The organism is Amycolatopsis orientalis DSM 43388 (assembly GCF_000411975.1).
GTDB lineage: Bacteria > Actinomycetota > Actinomycetes > Mycobacteriales > Pseudonocardiaceae > Amycolatopsis > Amycolatopsis orientalis_D.
Window position 1 is genome coordinate 48,538 of the sequence record NZ_ASXG01000046.1, and the last position, 21,696, is coordinate 70,233.

A 21,696-nucleotide genomic window follows, 5' to 3' on the forward strand; every position below is an offset into this window, starting at 1 on the left:
CGCTGGTCATCAGTGGTCGGGGCCGAACGCCCCGTGCGCGGCCAGTTCCCGGATCTCTCCTTCGCCGGCCCCGATTTCGGCGAGCACCTCCGCGCGGTGCTCGCCGAGCCGCGGCACCCGGGCCGGGGCGGCCGAGGCGAACCCGGTCGGGTCCTTCGGCTGCCGCAGCGTGCCGCCGATCGCGTCGTCGACATCGATGAACGTGCCGCGCGCCGCGAAATGGCCGTCCTCGACGACCTCGGCCATCGTCAGCACCGGCGCGACCGGCACGTCCGCCGCGGTCAGCGCCTTCACGACCTCGTCGCGAGGCAGTTCCTTGCTCCAGGACTCGAGAAGCGACTCGACCTCCCGCTGCCGGCTCGCCCGCTCCAGGTACGTGGCGTACCGGGGGTCCTCGCCCAGCTCGGGTTTGCCCATCGCAGCGCACAACCGCACCCAGAAGTCGTCGCGGTTGACCCCGACGTTGTAGAACCCGTCGGCCGCCTCGAAAGTGCCGTACGGAACGCCGTGGAAATCGTTGGCCCCCGCGGTTTTCGCGAGCTTCGCGTCGGTGGATTGCACGCGGGCGAGCGCGACCGTCGCCAGCGGCAGGGTGCATTCGGTCAGCGCGAGGTCGACAAGTCGCCCGGACCCGGTCTGCTCGCGCTCGCGCAGGCCCAGCAGCACCGACGCGTGCGCGGTCATGCCGGTCACGATGTCGCCGAGGGCGAACCCGCACCAGGTGGGCCTGCCCTCGCGGTCGCGGGTCAGCGCGGTGGCTCCCGAAACCGCCTCGGCGACCATCGCGAGACCCGCCCGGTTGGCGTCCTCGCCGGTGTCGCGCAGGCCGAACCCGCTCATGCTGACCACGATCAGCCGCGGATAGCGTTGCCGGAGCGTCTCCGGGTGGATGCCGAGCCGGTCGAGCGCCCCGGCCCGCATGTTGGTGAGGACGACGTCGGCGCCCTCCAGCAGACGGTGCAGCACCGAGGACCCGGCGGCGGATTTGAGGTCCAGTGCGAGGCTGCGCTTGCGCCGGTTGAGCGAGGCGAAATACCCGGACATGGCGCCCTCGCCGGATTTCCGGATGGGCTCGCGCGCCCGGGTGAGTTCCCCTTGCGGCGGCTCGATTTTCACCACGTCCGCGCCCTCGTCGGCCAGCAGCATCCCGCAGTACGGCCCGGCGATCAGGTGGCACAGTTCGACGACCTTGACCCCGGCGAGCGGACCCTGCGCGGCGCTCATCGGGCACCCGCTTCGGCAGACGGACGCGCGAGCAGGTCGAGCAGCTGCGACGCCGGAGCGTCGGCAATCAGCGAACGCACTGTGTCCCACAGCTCCGGCGCGCCGACGACGGCTCCGCCGTGCTGCAGGCAATCAGCGGCCTTGGCGTGCAGCTGTTCGACGGTCAGACGCGCCTCCGGACTGCCGGAAACCGTGTCCGTACCGAAGGTGCGGACGCTCCCGTCGGTGAGCCGGACCTCGGCGGTGACCGGTGCCATAGCAAGGAAATCGACGGCATCGGACGCCTCCACGACGACCCGCTCGGCAGCGAACCCGCCGACGACCGGATCGCGCAGCCGATCCTCGGCGAAGTCGCCGATCAGCACCGCTCCGCGGTGGAGCGCGACGCTGGCGGTGTAGGCAGCGCAGAACTGCGCGTCGACCACGTTCGCGGTGTGCGGATCGTAGTCTCGGCCGACCATGTTGACGGCCTGCCCGCTCGTCCGGAACGTCAGCCGGGCGATGTCGGCGGGCGCGATCCCGGATTCCCGGATACGCAGCGCCACGTCGATCGGGGCGTGTGTGAACCGACACGACGGGTACGGCTTCAGACTCAGATCGGTGAGGTAGCCCGCTGTCCCGGCACCATCGCGCAGAACGTCGGGATCGAGCGATCCGTCCTGGTAGAGGTTGACGAAACCGGCGCGGCCGTCGAAGACCTGGCGCGGCCCGTCGACCCCGGCACCCGCGAGCGCCGCGCCGAACAATACGTCCTTTGCCACGACGGCGGGCTGGAAGCGTTTGGCGAGCGTGCCGTCGATAATGGACTGGAGACTGCCGGACGTCTGCGCGAGCTGATGTCCCAGCAGGCTCAGCGTGCGGCCGGCCTCCCAGCGACGCAGCCGGGCGATCGCCAGCGCGGCCCCGATTCCGCCGCTGATGACGCTGTAGTTCCAGCCCCGGCTGCCCTTCGGCCCGCCGGCCCGGCCCACCCGCATCGCGCCGTCCAGCCCGGCCGCGAGCGCGGTCAGGAACTCGTGTCCGCCCACCTCCGGACGCGAGTCCTGGACATCGGCGAGCAACGCGGGGAGGACGACGCTCGCGGCGTGCAGCGGCACTTTATCGTCGGTGTCGTCGTAGTCGAGGGCGTGCAGCGCGCCGGCATTGAGCACCGCGGCGACCGGAGCCGACGCGGTGGCCGCCGTTCCCCACACGGTGGCGTTTCCCGGTCCCCACGCGGAGAACGCCGCACGCGCCTCGGGAAGTCCGGGAGCGTGCAGTCCGCCCAGCGCCACTGCGAGGCTGTCGAACAGCACCTCGGCCGCGGCGTCGACAGTCTCCGGGGCGAGGTCCTCGTACCGCATCCCGGCCCCGTGCTCCGCGAGCACGACGGCGAGGTCGGTGACCGTAGTCGTCATCGGATCTCCTCGGAATCGTCCACTTCGAATTCGAACAGCCGGACCGGCTCGGTTTCCCGCACGCGCATCCGCACCCGCAAATCCGGCCGCAGCGCGTCCCACGGCGCGTCGATCCGGCTCAGGCACCGGATTCCCTCGTCGAGATCGACCAGGCACAGGACGTAGGGCGCTTCGCCGGCGAACGTCGCCGGCGCGACGGAAACCTCGGTGTAGCTGTACAACGTGCCGCGTCCGCCGAGGTCGATCCACTCCAGTTCGCTGCCCCAGCATTCGGGGCAGATCGGCTTGGGCGGAAAAGTCAGGTGTGCGCATCCGGCGCACCGCGTGGTGCGCAGGACGCCAGCGGCGAGCCCGCCCCAAAACGGCTCGGTGAACTCTGTCCGCCGCGGCGGGTAGGCCAGCGTCTCCGCGGCCGCCGACGGTTCTGCGGTCGTCATCCGTGCTCCTCCTATCCCGCGTCGGCGCTGGCGAGGATGTGCATCAGCGTCGCGTTGTAGTCCCCGAGTTCTCCCGTCACCGCACCGATTCCGGCGTCGCGCACCTGCCGCTCCCCCGCCTCGCCGCGCAACTGCTGCACGGCCTCGAAGACGTTGTAGAGCGGGGTCACGTGCGGGGGGTGGCCCCGGCTGCCGCAGCCGCCCGACGGCGAAATCGGAAGCTCGCCGCCGAGCGTGGTCGCCCCGGCCGCCGCGGCCTCTCCGCCGGTGCCGGGAGCGAACAAGCCGATCGACTCGCTCAGAATCAGCTCCACGATCGAGCAGGGCGCGTAGACCTCGGCGAAGTCCAGATCGGACACCGCGATGCCGGCCTCGGAGTACGCCTTGCCCGAAGCAATGCGCGCCGATTCGAATTCGGTCAGGGGCCGCGGCCGGCTCGACACCTGGTGCACGCCCTCGTGGTGGAACCCGCGAGAGACCACGTCCACGTAGCGATTTCCCAGCGAGCGCGCGACCTCCGGCGCGGCGAGCACGATGGCGACCGCGCCGTCGGACCGCGGCGGGACGTCGAGCAGCCCGAGCGGCTTCACGATGTCGCGAGCCGCCACGACGTCCTCGACGGTGATCGGCTTGCGCAACTGCGCGAGCGGGTTCATCGAGGCGTGATAGCGGTTTTTCACCGGGATCGCGGCCAGTTGCTCTCGCGTCAGGCCGTACTCGTGCATGTAGCGCACCGCGTTGAACGCGTACCACGCGATCGGGGTGACCCCGAACGGAACGTGGAAGTCGACGTCGCCGACCGCGCGCATCGACCACGTCATGTGCTCCCCGGTCGGGACGTGCAGTTCCTTGTTGACGCCGAGCGCCACCGCGACCTTCGCTTTGCCCGAGGCGACCCGTTCCAGCGCGACGTCGAAAGCGATCGAGCCGGTCAGCCCGTTGCCGAGGACCTCCATCAGGATGTCGCCGACCGCCATCTCGAGATAGCCGGCCATGAAGGTGCCGAAGTACCGCTGCTCCGCGTACGGCCGGGGCGTGGAAAAGATCAGCGCGTCGATGTCCTTCTTCGCGAGACCCGCGTCGGCGACCGCCTCGACCAGCGCCGCCAGCATCATTTCGTGTTCGAGCCGGTCGAGGTGCTTGCCCACGGGCAACGCGCCGATGCCCACCACGGACGCCATCGGCCTCATCGGACCTCGCCTCCCGTCTGCCCTCGCAGTAGATCTGTCATTATAGCAATCTGCTTATTGTCTTACATTAGATTGGTTGCAGGTGCCCGCTGTCAAGGACCTGCCGAGTGGTGCGCGTTACCGCGGCGAGAACGCCCGGAACAGCCGGGCAAGGCTCGCCAGCGACTCGAGCCGGGGCAAGTCCCACAGCAGGCCCGCGAGTTCGCGCACCTGCGCGCCGGGCAGCGCTGCCGCCGCCAGCGCCGCGAACTTCGCGTGCACCTCGCCGTCGGTCATCGGGTGCTCCGGGTGTCCCTTCGGCACGTCCGCGGAGAGCGTCACCGAACCGGAAGGGGATCGCACGACGAGTTCGGTCGGGCAGCTGTCCCGGGTCGCCCGAGCGGTCAGGTCTTCGCGTTCCACCACGGAAATGCGGTCCATCACGGACAGCAGCTCGGGGTCTCGCAGCCGCTCCGGCGTGAAAGCCGCGTCCGTCAGCCTGCCGTCGACGAACGCCGCGGCCATCAGGTACGGCATGCTGTGGTCGGCGGTCTCACGGGTCGCCGGCCGCCATTTCTCGGCGGCGTCGCCTCGGCCGCCGCCGATCGCCCGCCACGCGTTGGCGCACGTCGCCACCTCGATCGCCGCTACCTGCGCGAGGTCGACCCGCTCACGTGCCTCGGTGACGAGATCGACCGGGACCTGCCCCCAGTAGCAGGCCGGATGCCGTTTCAGGCTCGCCCGCCGGATCGCCGCGCACTCGGCGGGCGCCGGGTCCCAGCCGAATTCCGGCCATACCCGTTCGAGCAGACCGTCCTTGCCCTCGAAGGGTGCTGGCGGACCGGTCATCCCGGCCGCCGCCAGCCGGACCGCGAACGTGGCCGTCAGCGCGGCGTGCCCGGTCGCGGCCGCCTTCCACTCCGACAGCTCGCCGAAGCGCGTAACTCGCAGCGGAATCGCGGGCACGACCGCGAGCGACAGGGCGTGCGCGGTCTTTTCCGCGGACAGGCCGAGAAGTTTGGCTTGCCCTGCGGCGATCCCGAGCGAGCAGTAGATCCCCTGGTCCCAGCCAAGGTCCGGCGGAACGGCCTCGGCGAGCCGCGTCGCGACTTCGTAGGCCACGGCGATCGCGGTGACCAGATCGGCCCCCGTGCCGTCGGCAGCTTCGGTCATCGCCAGCAGCGCCGGGATCATGTCGCTGGGGTGGCCGGAAACCCCGAAGTCGTTGAAATCGAGGTAGCGGTCGGCGGTGGCGTTGGCGAAGCCCGCCAAGTCCACCAGCACTCGCTCGGCTTCCCCGTACACCGACGCGACCAACGCGCCGCCGGAGCCGCGCACCGTTTCCCGCGCGACGCGAGCGGGGCCGCTCGCGAATCCGCCCGCTCCGCAGCCCACGGTGTCCAGCGTGTGCCGCACCACGCTGTCCACAGTGGATTCACTGAGGCTGGCGCGATCGATCCCCGAGACAAGGCCTACTAAGGACTTGAGCACGGTGTCCATGCGAGTCACCCCAACTGCTCGGCGAGGACGGCGACGTCGTCGAGGGTGTCGAGACGGTCGACCGTCGCGGTGATCCGGTCCGTCTCGGCGCGGTCGAACGAGCGCGCCGCGTGTGCCGCGCAGTCGCGGAACTTCGCCGTCAGCTGATCCCAGCCGAGCGGATTCCGCGCTGCTCCGGGGGTTTCGTCGTGGCTGCCCTCGGCATACCGTTCCGCGCCCCCGCGCAGGCTGATCCGCACCGCTCCGGCCGGCAGCTCCCGGCCCCAGTCGTAGCGCGGGTCCTCGACGAACTCGATCTTCTCCGCCACCGCGTGCACCGCGGGGTCCGCCCGCCGCTCCGCGGAGAAGTCACCGACGCCGACGGTGCCCTTCAGCAACGCGGTGGCCACGGTGAACGGAAGGCTGAACTTGGCGTCGTTGCTCGTCGGCGGACGGCGGCGAACCTCGGCCGGCTCGCTCAGCTGCTTCGCGAAATCGCCGCCGACCAGTTGGATTCGCTCGATTTCCGCGGTCTGGCCCGGCCCGCCCATCAGCTCGAGCGCGGTGTGGATGTAGGCATGCGTGACCCCGCAGCTCGGCCACAGCTTGTACAGAATGGTGGAGCCCTGGAAATCCTCGCCGAGTCCGGCGGTCATCGCGGCGCGGTCCCATTCGCCGAAGTACACCGGAAGGAAACCGGCCCGGCCTTCGAGCGGTGCCGACGTCGCTTTCACGCCCTTGCCCGCGAGCAATGCGGAGAACACCCCCGCCTTCGCCGCGAATCCGCCGTACATGCCACGCAGGTCGCCGCCGGTGCCGTAGGCGATCTGCATCGTGCTGGCCGCCTGGGTGCACGCGATGCCGATCGCGTGCCCGATCTCCCCCGCGTCGAGGGCGAGCAGCTTCCCGCACGCCGCGGCCGAGGCGAGCGCGCCGACCACCGGCGTCATGAACCAGTCCTGTTTCCACGCCACGTTCTTGCGCAGCCGGGCGAACAGGTCCTGGCCGAGGGCCAGCGCGGTGAGGAACTCCGCCCCGGAGACCCCGCCGCGCCGCTGCGCGACCGCCAGAAGGGCGGGCAGCACCGCCACGCTCGGGTGGTGCCCCTCCGGGAGGTGGTCGTCGAAGTCGAGGCCGTGCCCCATCGCGCCGTTCACGAACGCCGCTTGCTCGGCGGGAAGCTTGCCCCCGAAGCCGAACACGGTGCCCTCCGCGGTGCCGCCGCTCTCTCGCGCCAGCTCGACGACCGCCGGCAGCACGTCCATCAGCCCGCTGGCCCCGAGGATCACCCCCGAGGTGTCGAGCGTGCTGAATTTCGCCGCCCGGATCGCGTCCGCCGGCAGCTTCGCGAAAGTGGCGGCCGCGAAATGCTGTCCGAATACCGCTGCCAGGTCTTCCACGGTCCTCTTCTTCCCTTCCGTCTCGGTCGTCACCAGCGGTAGAAGCCCTGTCCGGACTTGCGGCCGAGCTGTCCGGCCGCGACCTTGGCGCGAAGGATCTCCGGCGGCGCGAACCGCTCTCCCACCTCGCGCGCGAGGTGCTCGGCGATCGCGAGCCGGACGTCGAGGCCGACGATGTCGGTGGTGCGCAGCGGGCCGGTCGGGTGCCGGTAGCCGGACGTCATCGCCGCGTCGATGTCCTCGGCGGAGGCGACCCCCGCCTCGAGCATCCGCATCGCCTCGAGAGCCAGGGCGACTCCCAGCCGCGAGGACGCGAACCCCGGCGAATCCGCCACCGTGATCGACGCCTTGCCCAGCGCCTCGGCCCATCCCCTCGCTTCGGCCGCGAGCGCGTCCGGCGTGGCGGAGCCGACCACGATCTCGACCAGCGAGCTCGCCGGGACCGGGTTGAAGAAGTGCAGCCCGAGGAATTTCTCCGGCCGGGCAAGGCTTTTCGCGAGGCCGTCGATGGACAGAGAACTCGTGTTCGTCGCCAGCACGGCGTCCGGTGCGCTGGTCTCGACCTGGGCCAGCACCGCTGCCTTGAGTTCCGCCGACTCGGGGACCGCTTCGACCACCAGGCCGCAGCCGGCCAGCGCGGCGGCATCCGTGGCGACGTCAAGCCGGGCGGTCAGCTCGGCCACCGACTCGGCCGTCTTGCCGCGCTCGGCGGCCTTCGCGAGGCTCGCACCGATCCGGTCGGCCGCGGCGGCCGCAGCGGCTTCGTCTGCCTCGACCACAGTGACCGACGCGCCGGAAACCAGGAACGCGTGTGCGATCCCGGCACCCATCCGGCCGCCGCCGTACACCCCGACCTTCGCGGGCAGATTCATTTTTCCTCCATTCCGATGGCGGCGACGTTTCCCGCAGCGCCGACGAGCGCGCGGCCAGCCCGGGCAGCACCGCCTGCGACGTTCGCGGCAGCACGCAGCGAAACGGCATCGCGCAGGAACCGTTCAGCCGGGTATTCGGTGAGGTAGCCATAGCCGCCGTGAGATTGCAGTGCCGCAGCAGCGACCTCGACCGCGCAGTCGCACGCCGCGCGCAGAATCGACCATGCCTCGACTTCGCCACCTGGGGCCGAAGCAGCCCCGCACACGCTCACCGCGACGCGGGATGCCTGGTCGAGCAACGCTTGCCGAACGGCGGGCAGCGCGGTCAAGGCAGCACCGAACTGCCTCCGTCCGGCCGCGTACTCGATCGCCGCGTCCGCCGCGGCACCAGCGATGCCCGCGGCGACCGAGGCCGCCCCCAGGCTCAGGCGCACCCGTGCCGTCCCGCTGTCGACCCGGCGCACTTCAGGTGCGTCGACGGTCAGCGAGCAGGTCTGCGCACCGCCGAGCCCGGTGCGGCGCAGCGGCCGGCCGTCGAGGTCAGCTGGTGCCACGAGGTAGGCCGCGGGTCCGTCGAGCACTAGGAGATGCGGTCGCGGATGCGCGGCATCCACCCGGTCGACCTGACCGCGCAGGCCGTTACCGGCCGCCTCGAGCCGGACGTGCACCGACGCGCTGTCCACTACCGCCACGGCGTCCCCGCCTTCGTGCAAGGACGTCACCAGGCCACTCGCTCCCGGGTCGCTGCTCAGGAGGTCGACCGCCGCATGGGTCTGCACCGACGCCCAGCCGAGCGCGGGCCAGTACCGGCCCAGGCGCTCCCACGCCAGCGCCGCGGTCACCTGATCCGCACCGCCCCCGCCAGCCGACTCCGCGGTGCCGATCGTCCAGATTCCCAGTCCGGCGAGCTCCCGGACCAGAGCCGGCACCGCGTCGGCCGTCTCGTCCGAAAGAGCCGTCGAACGGCGGGCCGCGAGCGCGTCGAGCATTTCGGCGAGGGCCCGTTGTTCCGCGTCGAGCTCCGGGCCGCGCCAGGTCACGACCAGAAGCTCTCGGTCTTGGGCGCGCGCCGCTCGCTGAACGCGGCGGACACCTCGTGTGCTTCCGCCGTCTGCAGGTACAGGGTGAGCTGCTGGTCGTGTGCCATCCGCGCCTGCCCGGAAACCCCGTTGTGCCGCGCGGAGAACGCGGCCTTCAGACCGCCGATCGCCAGCGGGCTGCGCGTCGCGATCTCGCGCGCGACCTCCGCGGCTCGTTCACGCAGCTGATCGCCCGGCACCACTTCGTTGACCAGGCCCATGGCGAGTGCCTGCGCGGCGGTGTACTTCCGGTTCAGGTACCACATCTCCTTGGCCCGCTTGCGGCCGATCGTGTCCTCCAGGTACCACGACCCGTACCCGGCGTCGAAGCTGCCGACCATCGGGCCGACCTGCCGGAACACCGCGTGCTCCGCGGCGACAGTGAGATCGCAGACGTTGTGCAGCACATTGCCGCCGCCCACCGCGAAGCCGTTGACCGCGGCGACGACCGGTTTCGGGATGGTGTCGATCGCCTGGTACACGTCGATGATCGGGAGCACCTGCGACTGGTCGAGCGAGGTCAGCGGATCGTGCTCGCCGCCGATGCAGAAGAACTTGTCCCCGCTGCCGGTGAGCACCGCGGCCCGCAGCCCCGGGTCGAGGCGGAACCGCTGCAGCGCGTCGAACAGTTCGAGGCACGTGCGGTGCCGGAACTTGTTGCCGCTGCCGGGCCGGTCGAGGGTGACGGTGAGGACCGCGTCGTCGATGTCGGTGCGGATGTCTTCGTACTGCATGGGGTTCTGGCTCCTCGTCAGTTCTCGGGGGTCTCGGCGGAACGGAACGCGCGACCCGCCGCGGCCATCCGGCGCAGCAGCGGCGGCGGCGCGTAGCGGGCGTCGCCGGTGGCCTCGTACACCGCCTGGGTGGCGCGCAGGTGGACGTCGAGCCCCATCCGATCGAGCAATTCGAATGGACCGGCCGCGTAGCCGAGGCCCAGTCGCAGCGCGAGATCGATGTCCTCGGCGGTGGCGAGGCCGTCGTCGAGTTCCTGGATCACGTCGTTCAGATACGGCAGGAAGAGGGCATCGAGCAGGAATCCGGGCCGGTCCCCGACCACGACAGCGGTCGCGTCCGGCAGGTCGTCGGCAAGTGCGGCCAATCGGTCCACAATGGACTCTTCAGTGCGCAGCCCGCGCACGACCTCGACGGTGCCGCGGCCCGGCCCGTTTTCGAACAGCCGCAGACCCGCGACCCGCCCCGGATTCGGCAGTGCCGCGGCGACCTCCGTCACCGAAACGGCGGAAGAGGTCGTCACGAGCGGTACGTCCTCGCCGACTCGTCCTGCCGCCTGCAGCAGCAGCGCGGTTGTCGCGGCCAGATCGCTGCCGTCGGCCACCACGAGCTCGGCCTCAGCCGGCACGTCGCCGGCCGTCACCCGTCGTCCGGACCGCGCGAGCGCGTCCGCCAGCGCGCGGCCGGCCGCTCCGTCCCCGGCCACCGCGACCACGGCGAAATCGGTGCTGCGATTCATCGCGAACCCCCGTTCAGGACCCGAAAAGCCGGGTGTCGTCGTAGGTGTAGAAGCCGCGTCCGGTCTTGCGGCCGAGATCGCCCGCCGAGACCATCCGGCCGACCATCGGCGGCGGGAAGAACCGCGGATCGCGCAACTGCTCGTACAACCGCGTCGCGACCTGCTGGTGGATGTCCATGCCCACGATGTCGAGCAGCCGGAACGGTCCCATCGGATGGCCGAGCGCGCCGGGCACCGCGGCGTCGATCGACTCGACGGTGCCCGCCCCGGCCTCCAGCGCGCGGATGCAGTCGTTCTCCCAGGGAATGAGGAAGCGGTTCACGATGAAACCCGGCCGGTCCTTGGTCGACACGCTGGTCTTGCCCAGCGAGGACAGGAATTCGACGGTCGCCTTGTGCGCCCAGTCCGCGGTGTGCCTGCCGTCGGCGACCTCGACGAGTTTCATCAGCGGCGCGGGATTGCAGTAGTGCGTGCCCACGACGCGTTCCGGGAGGCGGGATCCGCTCGCGATGCCGGTGACCGACAGCGTGGACGTGTTGGTGTGGAACAGCGTGGTGTCCGGGACGATCTCGTCGAGTTCGCCCCAGAGCTGTTTCTTCAGCCCGAGATCCTCGAACACCGCTTCGACCACCACGTCGCACGCGGCGAGGTCGGCCAGCCGCGTCGTCGCGACCAGCGCGCCCTTCGCGGCTTCGCCTGCCTCGCCGGTCAGCTTGCCGAGAGAAACGCTCTTGTCGAAGAAGCCGTGTACGGAGGCGACCCCGCGCTTGAGGTTGTCTTCGCTGACGTCGTACAGGAATGTTCGGTGTCCGGCGCGAGCCATCACCGTCGCGATGCCCGAGCCCATCGTGCCGGCGCCGAGCACGGCGACGGTCTTCTTTTCCTGGTGCACTTGCTCCTCCTGCGTCGGGGTCATGACAGGCCCGCCATCGCCCGCGTCGTCTCCCTGCCGATCAGCAGCCGCTGGATCTCGTTGGTGCCGTCGTAGATCTGGGTGACCTTGGCGTCCCGCAGACAGCGTTCGACGCCCAGCACCGCCAGATCGCCATACGGCCCGAGCAGGCGCGTCGCCTCGACGGCGGTCTCGAACCCGAGATCGGTGCAAACCTGTTTCATGATCCCGATCTGCCCTGGCGAGATGCCCGGATCCGCGTCCGCCTGGCGGGCAACCGCGTGCAGCAGCAGCCGTCCCTGCAGGATCCGTCCGCGCAACTGGGCCAGCGCGAAGGTCTGCTCGTCGGGAAGCCGCTTGCCGTGCAGCCGGGTCAACGCCGCCAGCGTGCGCGCATAGGCCGCCCTCGCGAGCCCGACGCCCTGCGCGGCCGCACTGATCCGGGACTTCACTACCGCGCTCAGCACCACGGACCAGCCGCCTCCGGCCTCGCCGAGGAGGTTTTCCCGCGGCACCTCGACCTGGTCGAAGAACAGCTCGGCGGTGCTCGACCCGTGCATGCCCAGCTTGTCGAACGGCCGGCCCCGGGTAACGCCCGGCCAGCTGCCGTCCACGACGAACGCGGTGATTCCGTCGCGGCCGGCGGAACGGTCGACGGTCGCGAAACAAATGATGACGTCGGCCCGGTCTCCGGTCGTGATGAAGGTCTTCTGCCCGGACAGCGACCACCCCTGAGCGGTCGGCGTGGCAACGGTCGCGAGACTCGCGGCGTCCGACCCGGCCCCCGGCTCGGTGATGCCGAGAGATCCGTAGCGAGATCCGTCGAGCAGACCCGGAATGTAGCGGCGCTGCATCTCCTCGGAGCCGGCCAGCAGAATCGGATACGCCGCGTGCATCTGGGTCATGAACACCAGGCTCGTCGCCGCGCAGCCGGCGGTGATTTCCTCCATCGCGACCGCGTACGCGACATTCGTGTCCGCGGTGCCGCCCAGGTGCTCGGGGAACAGCAGGCCGCACAGGCCGGCGGAAGCCAGCATCTGCACGCCGTCGTGGACGAACCCGTGCGTCCGGTCGGTTTCCGCACTGCGCGGAACGACCTCGCGCGCCACCAGATCCCGGGTGCGCGCCCGGATCTCCCGCTCGCGATCGGTGAGCGCCGCGTCCGCGACCGGTTCGTCCAGCAGGTCGTGCAGTGCCGAGTACGCCTTCGGATCCGTGTCGAGGGCCAGCGGTTCGACGGCCGTCATTCGGCCGCTGCCTTGGCTCGCAACGCTTTCGTCGCTTCTTCGTCCACCTGCAGCCCTTCAGGATCGGCCTGCGGGTCGCCCAGCACGACGACGCCGTACTCGCGCGCTGCCGCGTCGACGCTCACGTACTCGTCGCGCACGTCCCGAAGCACGCGCTGCGGATCCCGCCTCAGCGGATCGCCCCAGCCGCCGCCTCCGTTCGTGAGGTACCGGAACACCGAACCCGCCTTCGTCCGCCACACCGGTTCGCTCGCCCGGTAGTGGTAGACGCCGTCCGGATCGAGGGCTTTCGTCCGCGGGTCGAGCACTCCGGCGACCGGCACCGTCCGTGCGTAGACCTCCGGCTCCGTGCCGATCAGCCCGGCAGGCCCCGCCCCCGGCTCCTCCGGAGGGAAGATCCACACTGCCCCGTTCGGGCCCGGTTTTCCGCCGTTGGCGCCCACTCCGGACGGGACCTTCGTGCGCGACGGATTGCTGTAATGCTCCGCGTCCGTGCGATAGAGGGTGTCCTTCACGCTCGCGGCACCGCCCCGGTTGGCCCCCGCTCCCCCGCTGTCGATGAGCCGTTCCTTGCGCAGCACCACCACCGGGGCGTCGTGTTCGATCGCCTCGGTGGCCGGGTCCATCGTGTTGAGGGTGAACAGCGTCGAGCAGCTGTCGCCGTCGCCGGTGCTCGTCGCGCCGCGCGGCCCGCTCCCGCCGCCCAGCTGCCCGGCCCGCGTCCACCGCGTGCCGTCCGGGAACGAACCGTGCGCGGTGTGGTTGTTCGTCGAGCCGTAGTCGCCCGCCACCGCCTGCTCGCCCAGCACGGGGTTCAGCGCATCGAACACCGCGCTGCCGAGCGCCGCGCTCGCCTCCCAGAACAGCATGGTCGGACCGTCCGGCGGCACCGCGGACAACAACGTTCCTTCCGGCACGACCACGTCGACGCCGCGCCAGGTGCCCGAAGTGAACGGCGTGGTCGGGTCCAGCAAAAGGGTCAGCGCGACGCCGATCGCCGTCTTCGCGTCCAGGACGCCCGCGTTGATGCTGGTGCGCCCCTGCTCCGACGTGCCGGACAGGTCGGCTTCGAGGTGCCTGCCGCGCTTGCGGATCGTCACCTGCACCGGGAACTCCAGCGTGTCGTCCTTCCCGTCGGCGTCGATCAGGCTGTGGCCCACGTAATCGCCGTCCGGAATCCGCTCGATGGCGGCCCGCATCTGCTCCGCCGACACGTCGCACGCGTAGCGCAGCGTCCCGAGGTACGCGTCGAGCCCATAGCGTCCGATGTTCTCCCGCACCAGGCTCTCGCCGAGCTTCAGCTGCTGGTTGATGCTCATGAAGTCGGGCAGCAGCAGTTCGCCGAAGCGGGAGTTGTCGAAGATGAGGCTGAACGTCGAGCGCACCGGCTCGCCCCCCGACCACAGCAGCATCGGCGGGATGACGAGACCGTTTTCGTAGACGTCCTTCTTAGTGGCCGAAAACCCGCCGGGCACCACGCCGCCGATGTCGAGCTGGTGAGCCCGCAGATTCACGAAGGAGACCGGCTTCCCGTCCGCGAACACCGGGCGGATGAAACAGACGTCGTTGACGTGGGTCCCGGCCCGGTACGGGTCGTTGCAGATCAGCACGTCGCCCTCGGCCAGGTTCTCCGGTCCGTACTCCTCGACGGTGTTGCGCACCGCGTCGGCCATGGTCCCGGTGAACACCGGAAGACCGTTGCTCACCACGCTCATCGGGTACCCGGCGTCCGCCGGGCCGCTGATCGTGCAAGCGAAGTCGTACCAGTCCCGGATGATCGGCGAGAACGCTTCGCGCAGGAACCCGGTCGACATGTGCTCGACGGCGTAGCGCAGGCGGTTCACGATCACCGAAGCCGTGAACCGGTCGCACCCGTACCGCTGGGAAAACGCCTCGTCAGTCAGTTCGCGCAAGCGCGGCTCGGCTGTTTCCTCGTGGTTCATGCCGCGCTCCTCTTGCGGATGATCAGTTCGCCGTACCGGCCGACGGCTGCCTCCTGGCCCGGAGCGACGAACGTGGTCGACAGCTTCTCGGTGACGATCGCCGGTCCGGGCAGCACGTCGCCCGCGCGCAACGCCGTGCGGTCGTAGACGCTGGCGTCCGCCCCGTCCTCGCCCATGCCGTCGAGATAGCGCAATCGCGTACGGCGCAGAGGCACGAGCGGTTCGCCCTCCCGCTTCGGCACCTCCGGGTACTCCACCTTCGGGGTGTCCAGGACAGCGCCGACGCGGAACGTCACCCCTTCCACCGCGACGCTTTCGAAACGGTTGCCCGACCGCGTTTCGTAAGTGTCGTGGAAGGAGGCGATCATCTCGGCGACCGCGTCCGCGTCGATCGTCCCCTCTCGCACCGGCACGAACGGGGTATCCCAGCTCTGTCCGACCAGGTGCGCGTCGAAGCTGCGCTGGAACGTCGCCTTCGCGCCGGCCGGAAGTCCTTCTCGCAGCTCAGTTTCCATCTCTTCGAACAGCGCGTCGATCCGCGACGCGGCCTCGCCGTCGAGCACGGTGTACGCGCTGCGGTTGACCGTGAACACCTGATCCGCCGAGAGAAGGCCCAGCGCGGAGAACAGCCCGGGGTTGGGCGGCACGATGACTTGCTTGCACTTGAGCACGTCCAGGACGGCCGGCAGCAGCATCGGGCCGGCCGCGCCGTAGGCCACCAGACTGTGGTCGCGCGGGTCGACCCCGTGCTTGATCGCGACGTTGAACAGGCCTTCGGCGATGTTGTTGATCGCCATCTCGTAGGCGTAGCGAACCCTTTGCGCGAGCGGGAAATCCGTGTCCAGAGCGGCGAACGCCGCACGCGAGCGCTCGACGTCCAGCGAGACCTCGCCGCCGGCGAACGGGCCCGGTTCGAGAATCCCGATCATCAGGCAGGTGTCGGTGGTGGTCGGCTGCGTGCCGCCCCGGCCGTAGCACGCCGGTCCGGGCGTCGACCCGGCACTGCCCGGACCGACCTGGATCTCGCCGGTCGGGCCGATCGCGACGAGACTCCCGCCACCCGCGCCGATCGCGGTGATGTCATTGGCGAGCGCGTTGACGACCAGGTCGTGTTCCAGCTCGAACGTCGTGTTGACGTGCGGGCTGCCGCCGGCCACGACGCTGATGTCGCACGACGTCCCGCCGATGTCCGCGCACAGCAGCCGGTCCTCCCCGATCAGTGCGCCGAAGTGCGCCGAAGCGACGGTGCCCGCCGACGGCCCGGAGAACACGATGCGGAACGGATGCTCCATGGCTCGCTCGACCGGGACCAGAGTCGCGGCGCAGTCGGCGAAGTTCAGTTCCCCGGCGAAGCCGAGTTCGGCGAGGCCCGCTTCGAGTTTCGCGGTGTAGTCGCCGTAGATGATCTTCATGAAGGTGTCGATCACTGTCGTCGACGCCCTCGGGTATTCCTTGGCCAGCGGCGAGACCTCCGCTGAGATCGAGCACGCGACCCCGTCGCCGAGCACCTCGCGCACGAGTTCGCGCAACCGGATCTCGTGTGCGGGATTGACGTAGGAGTTGATGAGGCAGATCGCCACGCCGTCCACGCCGCAACGCGCGAGCACTTCGAGCTGTGTCCGCGCGTGGTCCTCGTCCAGTTCGAACAACGCCGAGCCGTCGGCGAGCAATCGTTCGCGGACGCCGCGCCGCAGGTACCTCGGCACCAGCGGCCGGTCGGCGTCGCCGAAGCTGCGCCGCCAGTGCGGGTCGAGCAGCGCTTCGGCGGGCCGCCAGACGCGGCCGATGTCGAGGATGTCGCGATGCCCTTCGGTGGTGAGGAACGCGATCTTCGGCAGCTGCCGGGTGATCACGGCGTTGAGCCCGTGCGTGCTCGCGTGGTTGAAGATCCGCGCGCCCGAGACGCCGAGCAGTTCCGCGCCGGCCAGCACCGGGCGGCACACCTCGGCGTAGTCCGTCGACACCTTCGCGGTGAGGATTTCCCCGTCCCGCAAGGCCACCACGTCGGTGAACGTCCCGCCGACGTCGACGGCGATCATCCCTGTGTCATTCATGAGGTCCGCCCTTACAGCGTGTCGGAGAGCAGATGGACCGGGCCGAGCCGGGACCACGGTTCGCGGTGGATCGAGTGCAGGCACTGCTGGCACTTCACCGTCAGGTACCACCCGCCCTCCGTGTTGACCGGATAGTGGGCGAGGTCCTCGGACCTGCAGTGCGGGCAGGAGCCTTCGACCGGTTTGCGTTCTAGGTATCGCCTGCGGCTGTCCGCCCGGCGTCGTTCAGTCATGGTTTTCCGCCTCCTGCCCCGCGATCGGTTGGCGCGCGGTCATTTCCCGGTCCCCACCACGAACGGGTCGCGGGCGCCGCTGGAGATGTCCAGCATCATGTTCTTGGTGGCCGTGTACTCGAGCAGCACGTCAGTGCCGCGTTCGCGGCCGTAGCCGCTTCGCTTGAACCCGCCGAACGGCGCGGTGGCGCTGATCGTCCGGTAGGTGTTGACCCACACGGTGCCCGCGGTCAGCTCCCGGCCCACCCGGTGCGCCCGGGCGAAATCGGTCGTCCAGATCCCCGCGGCGAGGCCGTAATCGGTCCCGTTCGCAATGGCGACCGCCTCGTCCTCGTCGGAGTACCGCAGCACCGCGAGGACAGGGCCGAACACTTCCTGTTGCGCCAGGCGCATTTCCGGCGTTACGTCGGCGAACAGCGTCGGCGCGGCGAACAACGTGCCTTCGAAACCCTCCGGGTTTCCGCCCCCGAAGACCAGCTTCGCCCCGTCTTCGGCCGCGGCCGCCACGGCCTCTTGAATGCGGGCGAAGTGCCCTGCGTGCGCGACGGGTCCGACCTGGGTCGCCGGGTCGAACGGGTTGCCGAAAACGATCTTCCCGGCCAGCTTGGCGATGCCGTCCACCACCTCGTCGTGAATGCTCTCGTGCACCAGCAGCCGCGACCCGGCCACGCACGTCTGCCCGGCGGCAGCGAAAATCCCCGACACCGCACCGGGAATCGCGCGCGCCAGGTCCGCGTCCGGAAAAATGATGTTCGCCGATTTCCCGCCCAGCTCGAACAGGCCCGGCACCATGTGCCGCGCGGTGTTCGCCGCGATCCGGCGCGCCGCCTCGATCCCGCCGGTGAACGCCACCTTGTCGATGCCGGGGTGACTGGTCAGCGCTTGTCCCGTTTCGGCGGCGCCGGTGACCACATTGACGACGCCGGGCGGGAAACCGGCCTCCATCGCCAGCCGGCCCAGCGCGAGTGCGCTCGCGCTGGTGAATTCCGACGGTTTGAGGACGATCGTGTTCCCTGCCGCGACTGCCGGCGACAGTTTGTTCGCGGCGTTCTGCAGCGGCGAGTTCCACGCGCTGATCGCCGCAATCACCCCGAGCGGCTCGCGGACGGTGAAGTCGATGACATCGTAGCTGTCCTGCGGCTTTGTCTCGCCGAGCACCTTGTCCGCCGCGCCGGCGACGAACCGCGTGTTCCGCGCGGCGAAGACGTTCTGGCTCCGGTGTTCGCGGAAGACCTTGCCGTTGTCGCGGGCGTCGAGTTCGGCCAGCGCGTCGGCGTCGCGCTCGATCAGCTCCGCGAGCCGGAACAACAGCGCCGCGCGGTCGTGCGCCGGGGTGCGTCGCCAGGCCGGGAACGCCGCGCGGGCGGCGGCGACAGCCAAGTCCACGTCCGCAGCGGAAGCGGTCGTCAGCTGAGCCCAGGGCTTGCGCAGGTAGGGATCCACCGACTCGAACTCGCCGCCCGACCCGGGCCGCCACTCCCCGCCCACCAGGTGCTGCCGGCAGTCTTCCACCAGGTCCTCCAGGTCACTTCTTGACTGTGTCGATATTGCCTGACATTTAGTGTGTCGGCCGCAGTACACCTCGTCCGAGCACACCCTGTCAAGCCTCTGGTGCCGGATGGATGGACCGGGTTCACCGAACCGGAAACCGAACGGAGCACCACCGTTGACGTTCTCCCGGACCACCCTTAAGGTGCGAATGTCAGACTTCAATCGATCAGTAAACTTTAGTGCATCGCAGGAAGGAAGGGGTCCGATGGGCAGCCTGAACGGACAGGTCGCGCTCGTCACCGGCGGCGGACGAGGACTCGGCCGGAGCGTCTCCCGCGCGCTCGCCGCCGAGGGCGCCGCTGTCGCGATCGACGACATCTACCGCGACGAGGCGGGCGTGAGCGCTGCCGAAGCCACCGCGGACGAGATCGAAACGACCGGCGGGCAGGCGCTCGCCCTGGCGGAGGACGTGACGACTTCCGCGGGAGCCGAGGCGATGGTGAGCCGCACCGTCGAGAAGTTCGGCCGGCTCGACATCCTGGTCAACTGCGCGGGCAACATGGTCCGCGGCCCGCTTCAGGAGCTCACCGAACAGCAGTGGGACTCCCTGATCAACCTGCACCTGAAGGGGCATTTCCTCAGCTGCCGGGCGGCACTGCCGCACCTGCTGGCGCAGAACAGCGGCCGTATCGTCACCGTCGCTTCGCGCGGCGCTTTCTTCCAGGTGCCGGCGAACAAACGCGAGCCGAGGGACCAGCGCCAGCCGCCGAGCACGCCCTACAGCGCCGCGAAAGCCGGGATCATGGGCCTCACCACGACGCTCGCCGTGGAGCTGTGGGACACCGGCATCACGGTGAACTGCCTGCTCCCGAGCGCGACGACCCAGCTGTTCCCGGAGAGCAAACCGCGCATGGTGGGCGGGGTGCCCGCGTCCACCTCGCTCGATCCGGACGACGTCGCGCCGTCCGTCGTGTTCCTCTGCGGACCCGATGCGGAGGACATCAGCGGGAGGATCGTCTACGCCTCCGGCGGCGACCTCATCCTCTACGGCGATCAGCTCGACCTGCGGGGCAGCCGGATGATCCGCAAACAAGGCCGCTGGACGCCGGAGGAACTCGCCGCCGTCGTGCCGCCCATGCTCGGACTGCCCGCCAAGGCCTGACCGTCCGGCATCCGCAAGAAAGGCGCGTCAATGACGACCGTAAGACCTCACCACCGGATCATCGGCGGTTCCATCGGAACTTTTGTCGAATGGTACGATTTTCTTATCTATTCGCTGTCGGCCCCGGTGCTGGCCCGGCACTTCTTTCCCGCTTCGAACGAAGTCGCCTCGCTGCTGGGCACGTTCGGCATCTACGCCATCGCGTTCTTCATGCGCCCGCTCGGCGGGCTCTTCTTCGGCCGCCTCGGCGATCGGCACGGGCGCGTCCCGATCCTCTCGGTCACGGTGCTGTCGATGGGCGCCGCCACGATGGTGATGGGGCTTCTCCCCACCTACGGCTCGGTGGGCCTGTGGGCAACGGCGCTGCTGCTGTTGTGCCGTCTCGTGCAAGGCTTCGCCGTCGGCGGCGAGACGAGCGGCGGAATGAGCTACGTCCTCGAGTCCGCACCGCCCGACCGCCGCGGACGGTGGGTCGGCGTAGTCGGCGCGACCGCGTTCCTTCCCGCCGCGGTAGCCGCGCTGTTCGTCCTGGCGCTGCGGAACGCCTTCGGGGATCAGGGTTACCTCACCTGGGCCTGGCGGATCCCGTTTCTCGCCGGCGCACTGCTCGCCGTCGTCGGCCTGTGGCTGCGCCGACGCCTCGACGATCCGGAGGAATTCCTCGAGGCGTCGCGCGAAGCACAACACGACTCGCCGGATCGGCCGAGCCGGAAACTCCGGCTGAAATCGATCACCACCGTCGTATTGCTGATTTCGGTAATGGCCGTCTCCGGTTATCTGCTCAGCAGCTATTTTTACACTTTCCTGGTCGGCACCGCCCGGCTCGGCGCGACAGCGGCCCTGTTGTCCAACGCCGCGGCCATCGTCGTGGTCTTCGTGCTTCTCCCGGTGGGCGGGGCGCTCTCCGACCGCATCGGCCGGAAACCCTTGCTGATCGGAGGAACGCTCTGGTTGCTGGCCGGCGCGTACCCGGCGATGAAACTCGCCAGTTCGGGAACTGTCGCCGGCGCGTTCGCCGGACAGGTCGTGCTCGCGATCGGAATCGCCTCGGTCCATGCCGGCGGATTCGTGGCCATGCTGGAACTTTTCCCCACCGCCACCCGCTATTCGGGCCACGCCCTGGCGTACAACCTCGGTTTCGCGGTCTTCGGCGGAACGACTCCGCTGATCGCTTCCGCCCTCGTGTCCGGCACCGGCTCGACGCTCGCCCCCGCGTTCTACCTGATGGCGGCCGCGGTGCTCGGCCTGCTGGTCGCGCTGCGGACACCGGAAACCCGGGGAGTGAGCCTGCGTTCCGCCGCCGATCGAGACCGCGACCGGGAAGCCCCGGCCGAACGCCTGTCCTCCGGAAACTGATGGGAAGAACGATGCCCGACCGCACCACAGCCCCGGCCCGCGGCATGCACGAAATGACGCCGCGGGAGATTACCGAAACCGTCCGCGCAGGTTTCGCGGGCGGAATCGGCATCGAGTTCACCGAGACGACCGGCGACGTGGTCCGTGCGCAATGGAAACTTGCGCCGTCAATGCACCAGGCACACGGAATAGTGCACGGCGGCGCCTACTGCACCGTGGTCGAATCCCTCGCAAGCATCGGCGCTTCGGTGTGGTTCGGGCCGTCCGGACGCGTAGTAGGGGTCAGCAACACCACCGACTTCCTGCGCGCCCAAGACGAAGGCATCCAGTTCGGCGAGGCTCTGCCCCTGCACCGTGGTCGCTCGCAACAACTGTGGCAGGTATTCGTCAACGACACGCACGGGATCCTTGTCGCGCGCGGGCAGGTCCGGTTCCAGAATCTGCGGAAGGCCGACAATGATCCAGCGTGAATGATCAGGCAGGCATGTCGCTTGAAGACTGTCACTCGGCAGACAAGCGCGATGCTGCGGACCATAGCGCTCCTGACCGCAGCACCGATCCCGCAGGCCGGCCAACCCCTACTGGTGCCGCAGCAACGCCGAAACTAGCGGCGCTGTCGAAGACGAGGCCTGCGTAAACGAAGCCCTCGAATGGCCGAGGTAAGCCATTCGGTCTCGGTATCCGGCAACGCCCCGGAGCTTCTCGACGAAGGAAGCGCCCGATCAGCACGGGGACACGAAGGCGGCGCGAGCAGCCGGCCAGATGCTCCAGAGAGCGAACCTGTTCACAG

19 protein-coding genes are annotated in these 21,696 nt (G+C 69.6%); 3 read left to right on the plus strand and 16 right to left on the minus strand.

Annotated features, from left to right (window positions below):
- Positions 1-9: 9 nt before the first annotated feature.
- The 16 genes from L942_RS08630 to L942_RS08705 form a co-directional block, all read right to left on the minus strand.
- Positions 10-1,224, minus strand: coding sequence for a CaiB/BaiF CoA transferase family protein (locus L942_RS08630; RefSeq protein ID WP_051165803.1), 1,215 nt, complete (start codon positions 1,222-1,224; stop codon positions 10-12).
- Complete coding sequence (locus L942_RS08635) at positions 1,221-2,621, minus strand: MmgE/PrpD family protein (protein WP_037357273.1); 1,401 nt, start codon at positions 2,619-2,621, stop codon at positions 1,221-1,223. Before L942_RS08635 ends, L942_RS08630 begins: the two co-directional genes overlap by 4 nt.
- The gene (locus L942_RS08640) at positions 2,618-3,058 is read right to left on the minus strand and encodes a Zn-ribbon domain-containing OB-fold protein (RefSeq protein WP_051165804.1); all 441 of its coding nucleotides are present in this window, start codon (positions 3,056-3,058) and stop codon (positions 2,618-2,620) included. The genes L942_RS08635 and L942_RS08640 overlap by 4 nt, the downstream gene beginning before the upstream one ends.
- An 11-nt stretch (positions 3,059-3,069) precedes the next feature.
- Positions 3,070-4,239 carry a thiolase family protein gene (locus tag L942_RS08645; RefSeq protein WP_200862746.1) on the minus strand — a complete coding sequence of 390 codons (1,170 nt, stop codon included), beginning with the start codon at positions 4,237-4,239 and terminating at the stop codon, positions 3,070-3,072.
- Between the two features lie 126 nt (positions 4,240-4,365).
- Positions 4,366-5,727 (minus strand): MmgE/PrpD family protein, encoded by a 1,362-nt coding sequence (locus L942_RS08650; RefSeq protein WP_081654988.1) that lies wholly within the window; start codon positions 5,725-5,727, stop codon positions 4,366-4,368.
- Positions 5,728-5,732: 5 nt separating this feature from the next.
- Positions 5,733-7,106, minus strand: coding sequence for an MmgE/PrpD family protein (locus tag L942_RS08655; protein WP_037357442.1), 1,374 nt, complete (start codon positions 7,104-7,106; stop codon positions 5,733-5,735).
- A gap of 29 nt (positions 7,107-7,135) precedes the next feature.
- Complete coding sequence (locus L942_RS08660) at positions 7,136-7,978, minus strand: 3-hydroxyacyl-CoA dehydrogenase family protein (protein ID WP_037357277.1); 843 nt, start codon at positions 7,976-7,978, stop codon at positions 7,136-7,138.
- On the minus strand, positions 7,975-9,018 hold the full coding sequence (locus L942_RS08665; protein WP_051165807.1) for an acyl-CoA dehydrogenase family protein: 1,044 nt from the start codon (positions 9,016-9,018) through the stop codon (positions 7,975-7,977). Before L942_RS08665 ends, L942_RS08660 begins: the two co-directional genes overlap by 4 nt.
- A complete protein-coding gene (locus tag L942_RS08670) occupies positions 9,015-9,791 on the minus strand; it encodes an enoyl-CoA hydratase-related protein (RefSeq protein ID WP_037357279.1) in 777 nt (258 codons plus the stop codon). Before L942_RS08670 ends, L942_RS08665 begins: the two co-directional genes overlap by 4 nt.
- A gap of 17 nt (positions 9,792-9,808) precedes the next feature.
- The gene (locus L942_RS08675) at positions 9,809-10,528 is read right to left on the minus strand and encodes a 3-hydroxyacyl-CoA dehydrogenase family protein (RefSeq protein WP_037357281.1); all 720 of its coding nucleotides are present in this window, start codon (positions 10,526-10,528) and stop codon (positions 9,809-9,811) included.
- 13 nt (positions 10,529-10,541) lie between these two features.
- Complete coding sequence (locus L942_RS08680; RefSeq protein ID WP_051165808.1) at positions 10,542-11,444, minus strand: 3-hydroxyacyl-CoA dehydrogenase family protein; 903 nt, start codon at positions 11,442-11,444, stop codon at positions 10,542-10,544.
- Entirely contained in the window at positions 11,441-12,667 is a 1,227-nt protein-coding gene (locus tag L942_RS08685; RefSeq protein ID WP_037357283.1) for an acyl-CoA dehydrogenase family protein, read from the minus strand. The genes L942_RS08680 and L942_RS08685 overlap by 4 nt, the downstream gene beginning before the upstream one ends.
- Complete coding sequence (locus tag L942_RS08690) at positions 12,664-14,610, minus strand: hydantoinase B/oxoprolinase family protein (RefSeq protein ID WP_037357285.1); 1,947 nt, start codon at positions 14,608-14,610, stop codon at positions 12,664-12,666. The genes L942_RS08685 and L942_RS08690 overlap by 4 nt, the downstream gene beginning before the upstream one ends.
- Positions 14,607-16,664 (minus strand): hydantoinase/oxoprolinase family protein, encoded by a 2,058-nt coding sequence (locus L942_RS08695; protein WP_235078966.1) that lies wholly within the window; start codon positions 16,662-16,664, stop codon positions 14,607-14,609. The genes L942_RS08690 and L942_RS08695 overlap by 4 nt, the downstream gene beginning before the upstream one ends.
- Before the next feature lie 11 nt (positions 16,665-16,675).
- The gene (locus tag L942_RS08700) at positions 16,676-16,897 is read right to left on the minus strand and encodes a hypothetical protein (RefSeq protein WP_037357289.1); all 222 of its coding nucleotides are present in this window, start codon (positions 16,895-16,897) and stop codon (positions 16,676-16,678) included.
- Positions 16,898-16,936: 39 nt separating this feature from the next.
- Positions 16,937-18,610, minus strand: a complete 1,674-nt coding sequence (locus L942_RS08705) for an aldehyde dehydrogenase family protein (RefSeq protein WP_200862747.1) — start codon at positions 18,608-18,610, stop codon at positions 16,937-16,939.
- Positions 18,611-18,653: 43 nt separating this feature from the next.
- Here L942_RS08705 and L942_RS08710 point away from each other — a divergent pair, with 43 nt between their 5' ends.
- From L942_RS08710 to L942_RS08720, 3 genes are read left to right on the plus strand one after another with little or no spacing between them, the layout of a single operon-like run.
- Positions 18,654-19,550, plus strand: a complete 897-nt coding sequence (locus L942_RS08710) for an SDR family NAD(P)-dependent oxidoreductase (protein WP_051165809.1) — start codon at positions 18,654-18,656, stop codon at positions 19,548-19,550.
- A 30-nt stretch (positions 19,551-19,580) separates the two neighbouring features.
- On the plus strand, positions 19,581-20,906 hold the full coding sequence (locus tag L942_RS08715; protein WP_037357291.1) for an MFS transporter: 1,326 nt from the start codon (positions 19,581-19,583) through the stop codon (positions 20,904-20,906).
- An 11-nt stretch (positions 20,907-20,917) separates the two neighbouring features.
- The gene (locus L942_RS08720; RefSeq protein WP_081654991.1) at positions 20,918-21,376 is read left to right on the plus strand and encodes a PaaI family thioesterase; all 459 of its coding nucleotides are present in this window, start codon (positions 20,918-20,920) and stop codon (positions 21,374-21,376) included.
- Positions 21,377-21,696 lie beyond the last annotated feature (320 nt).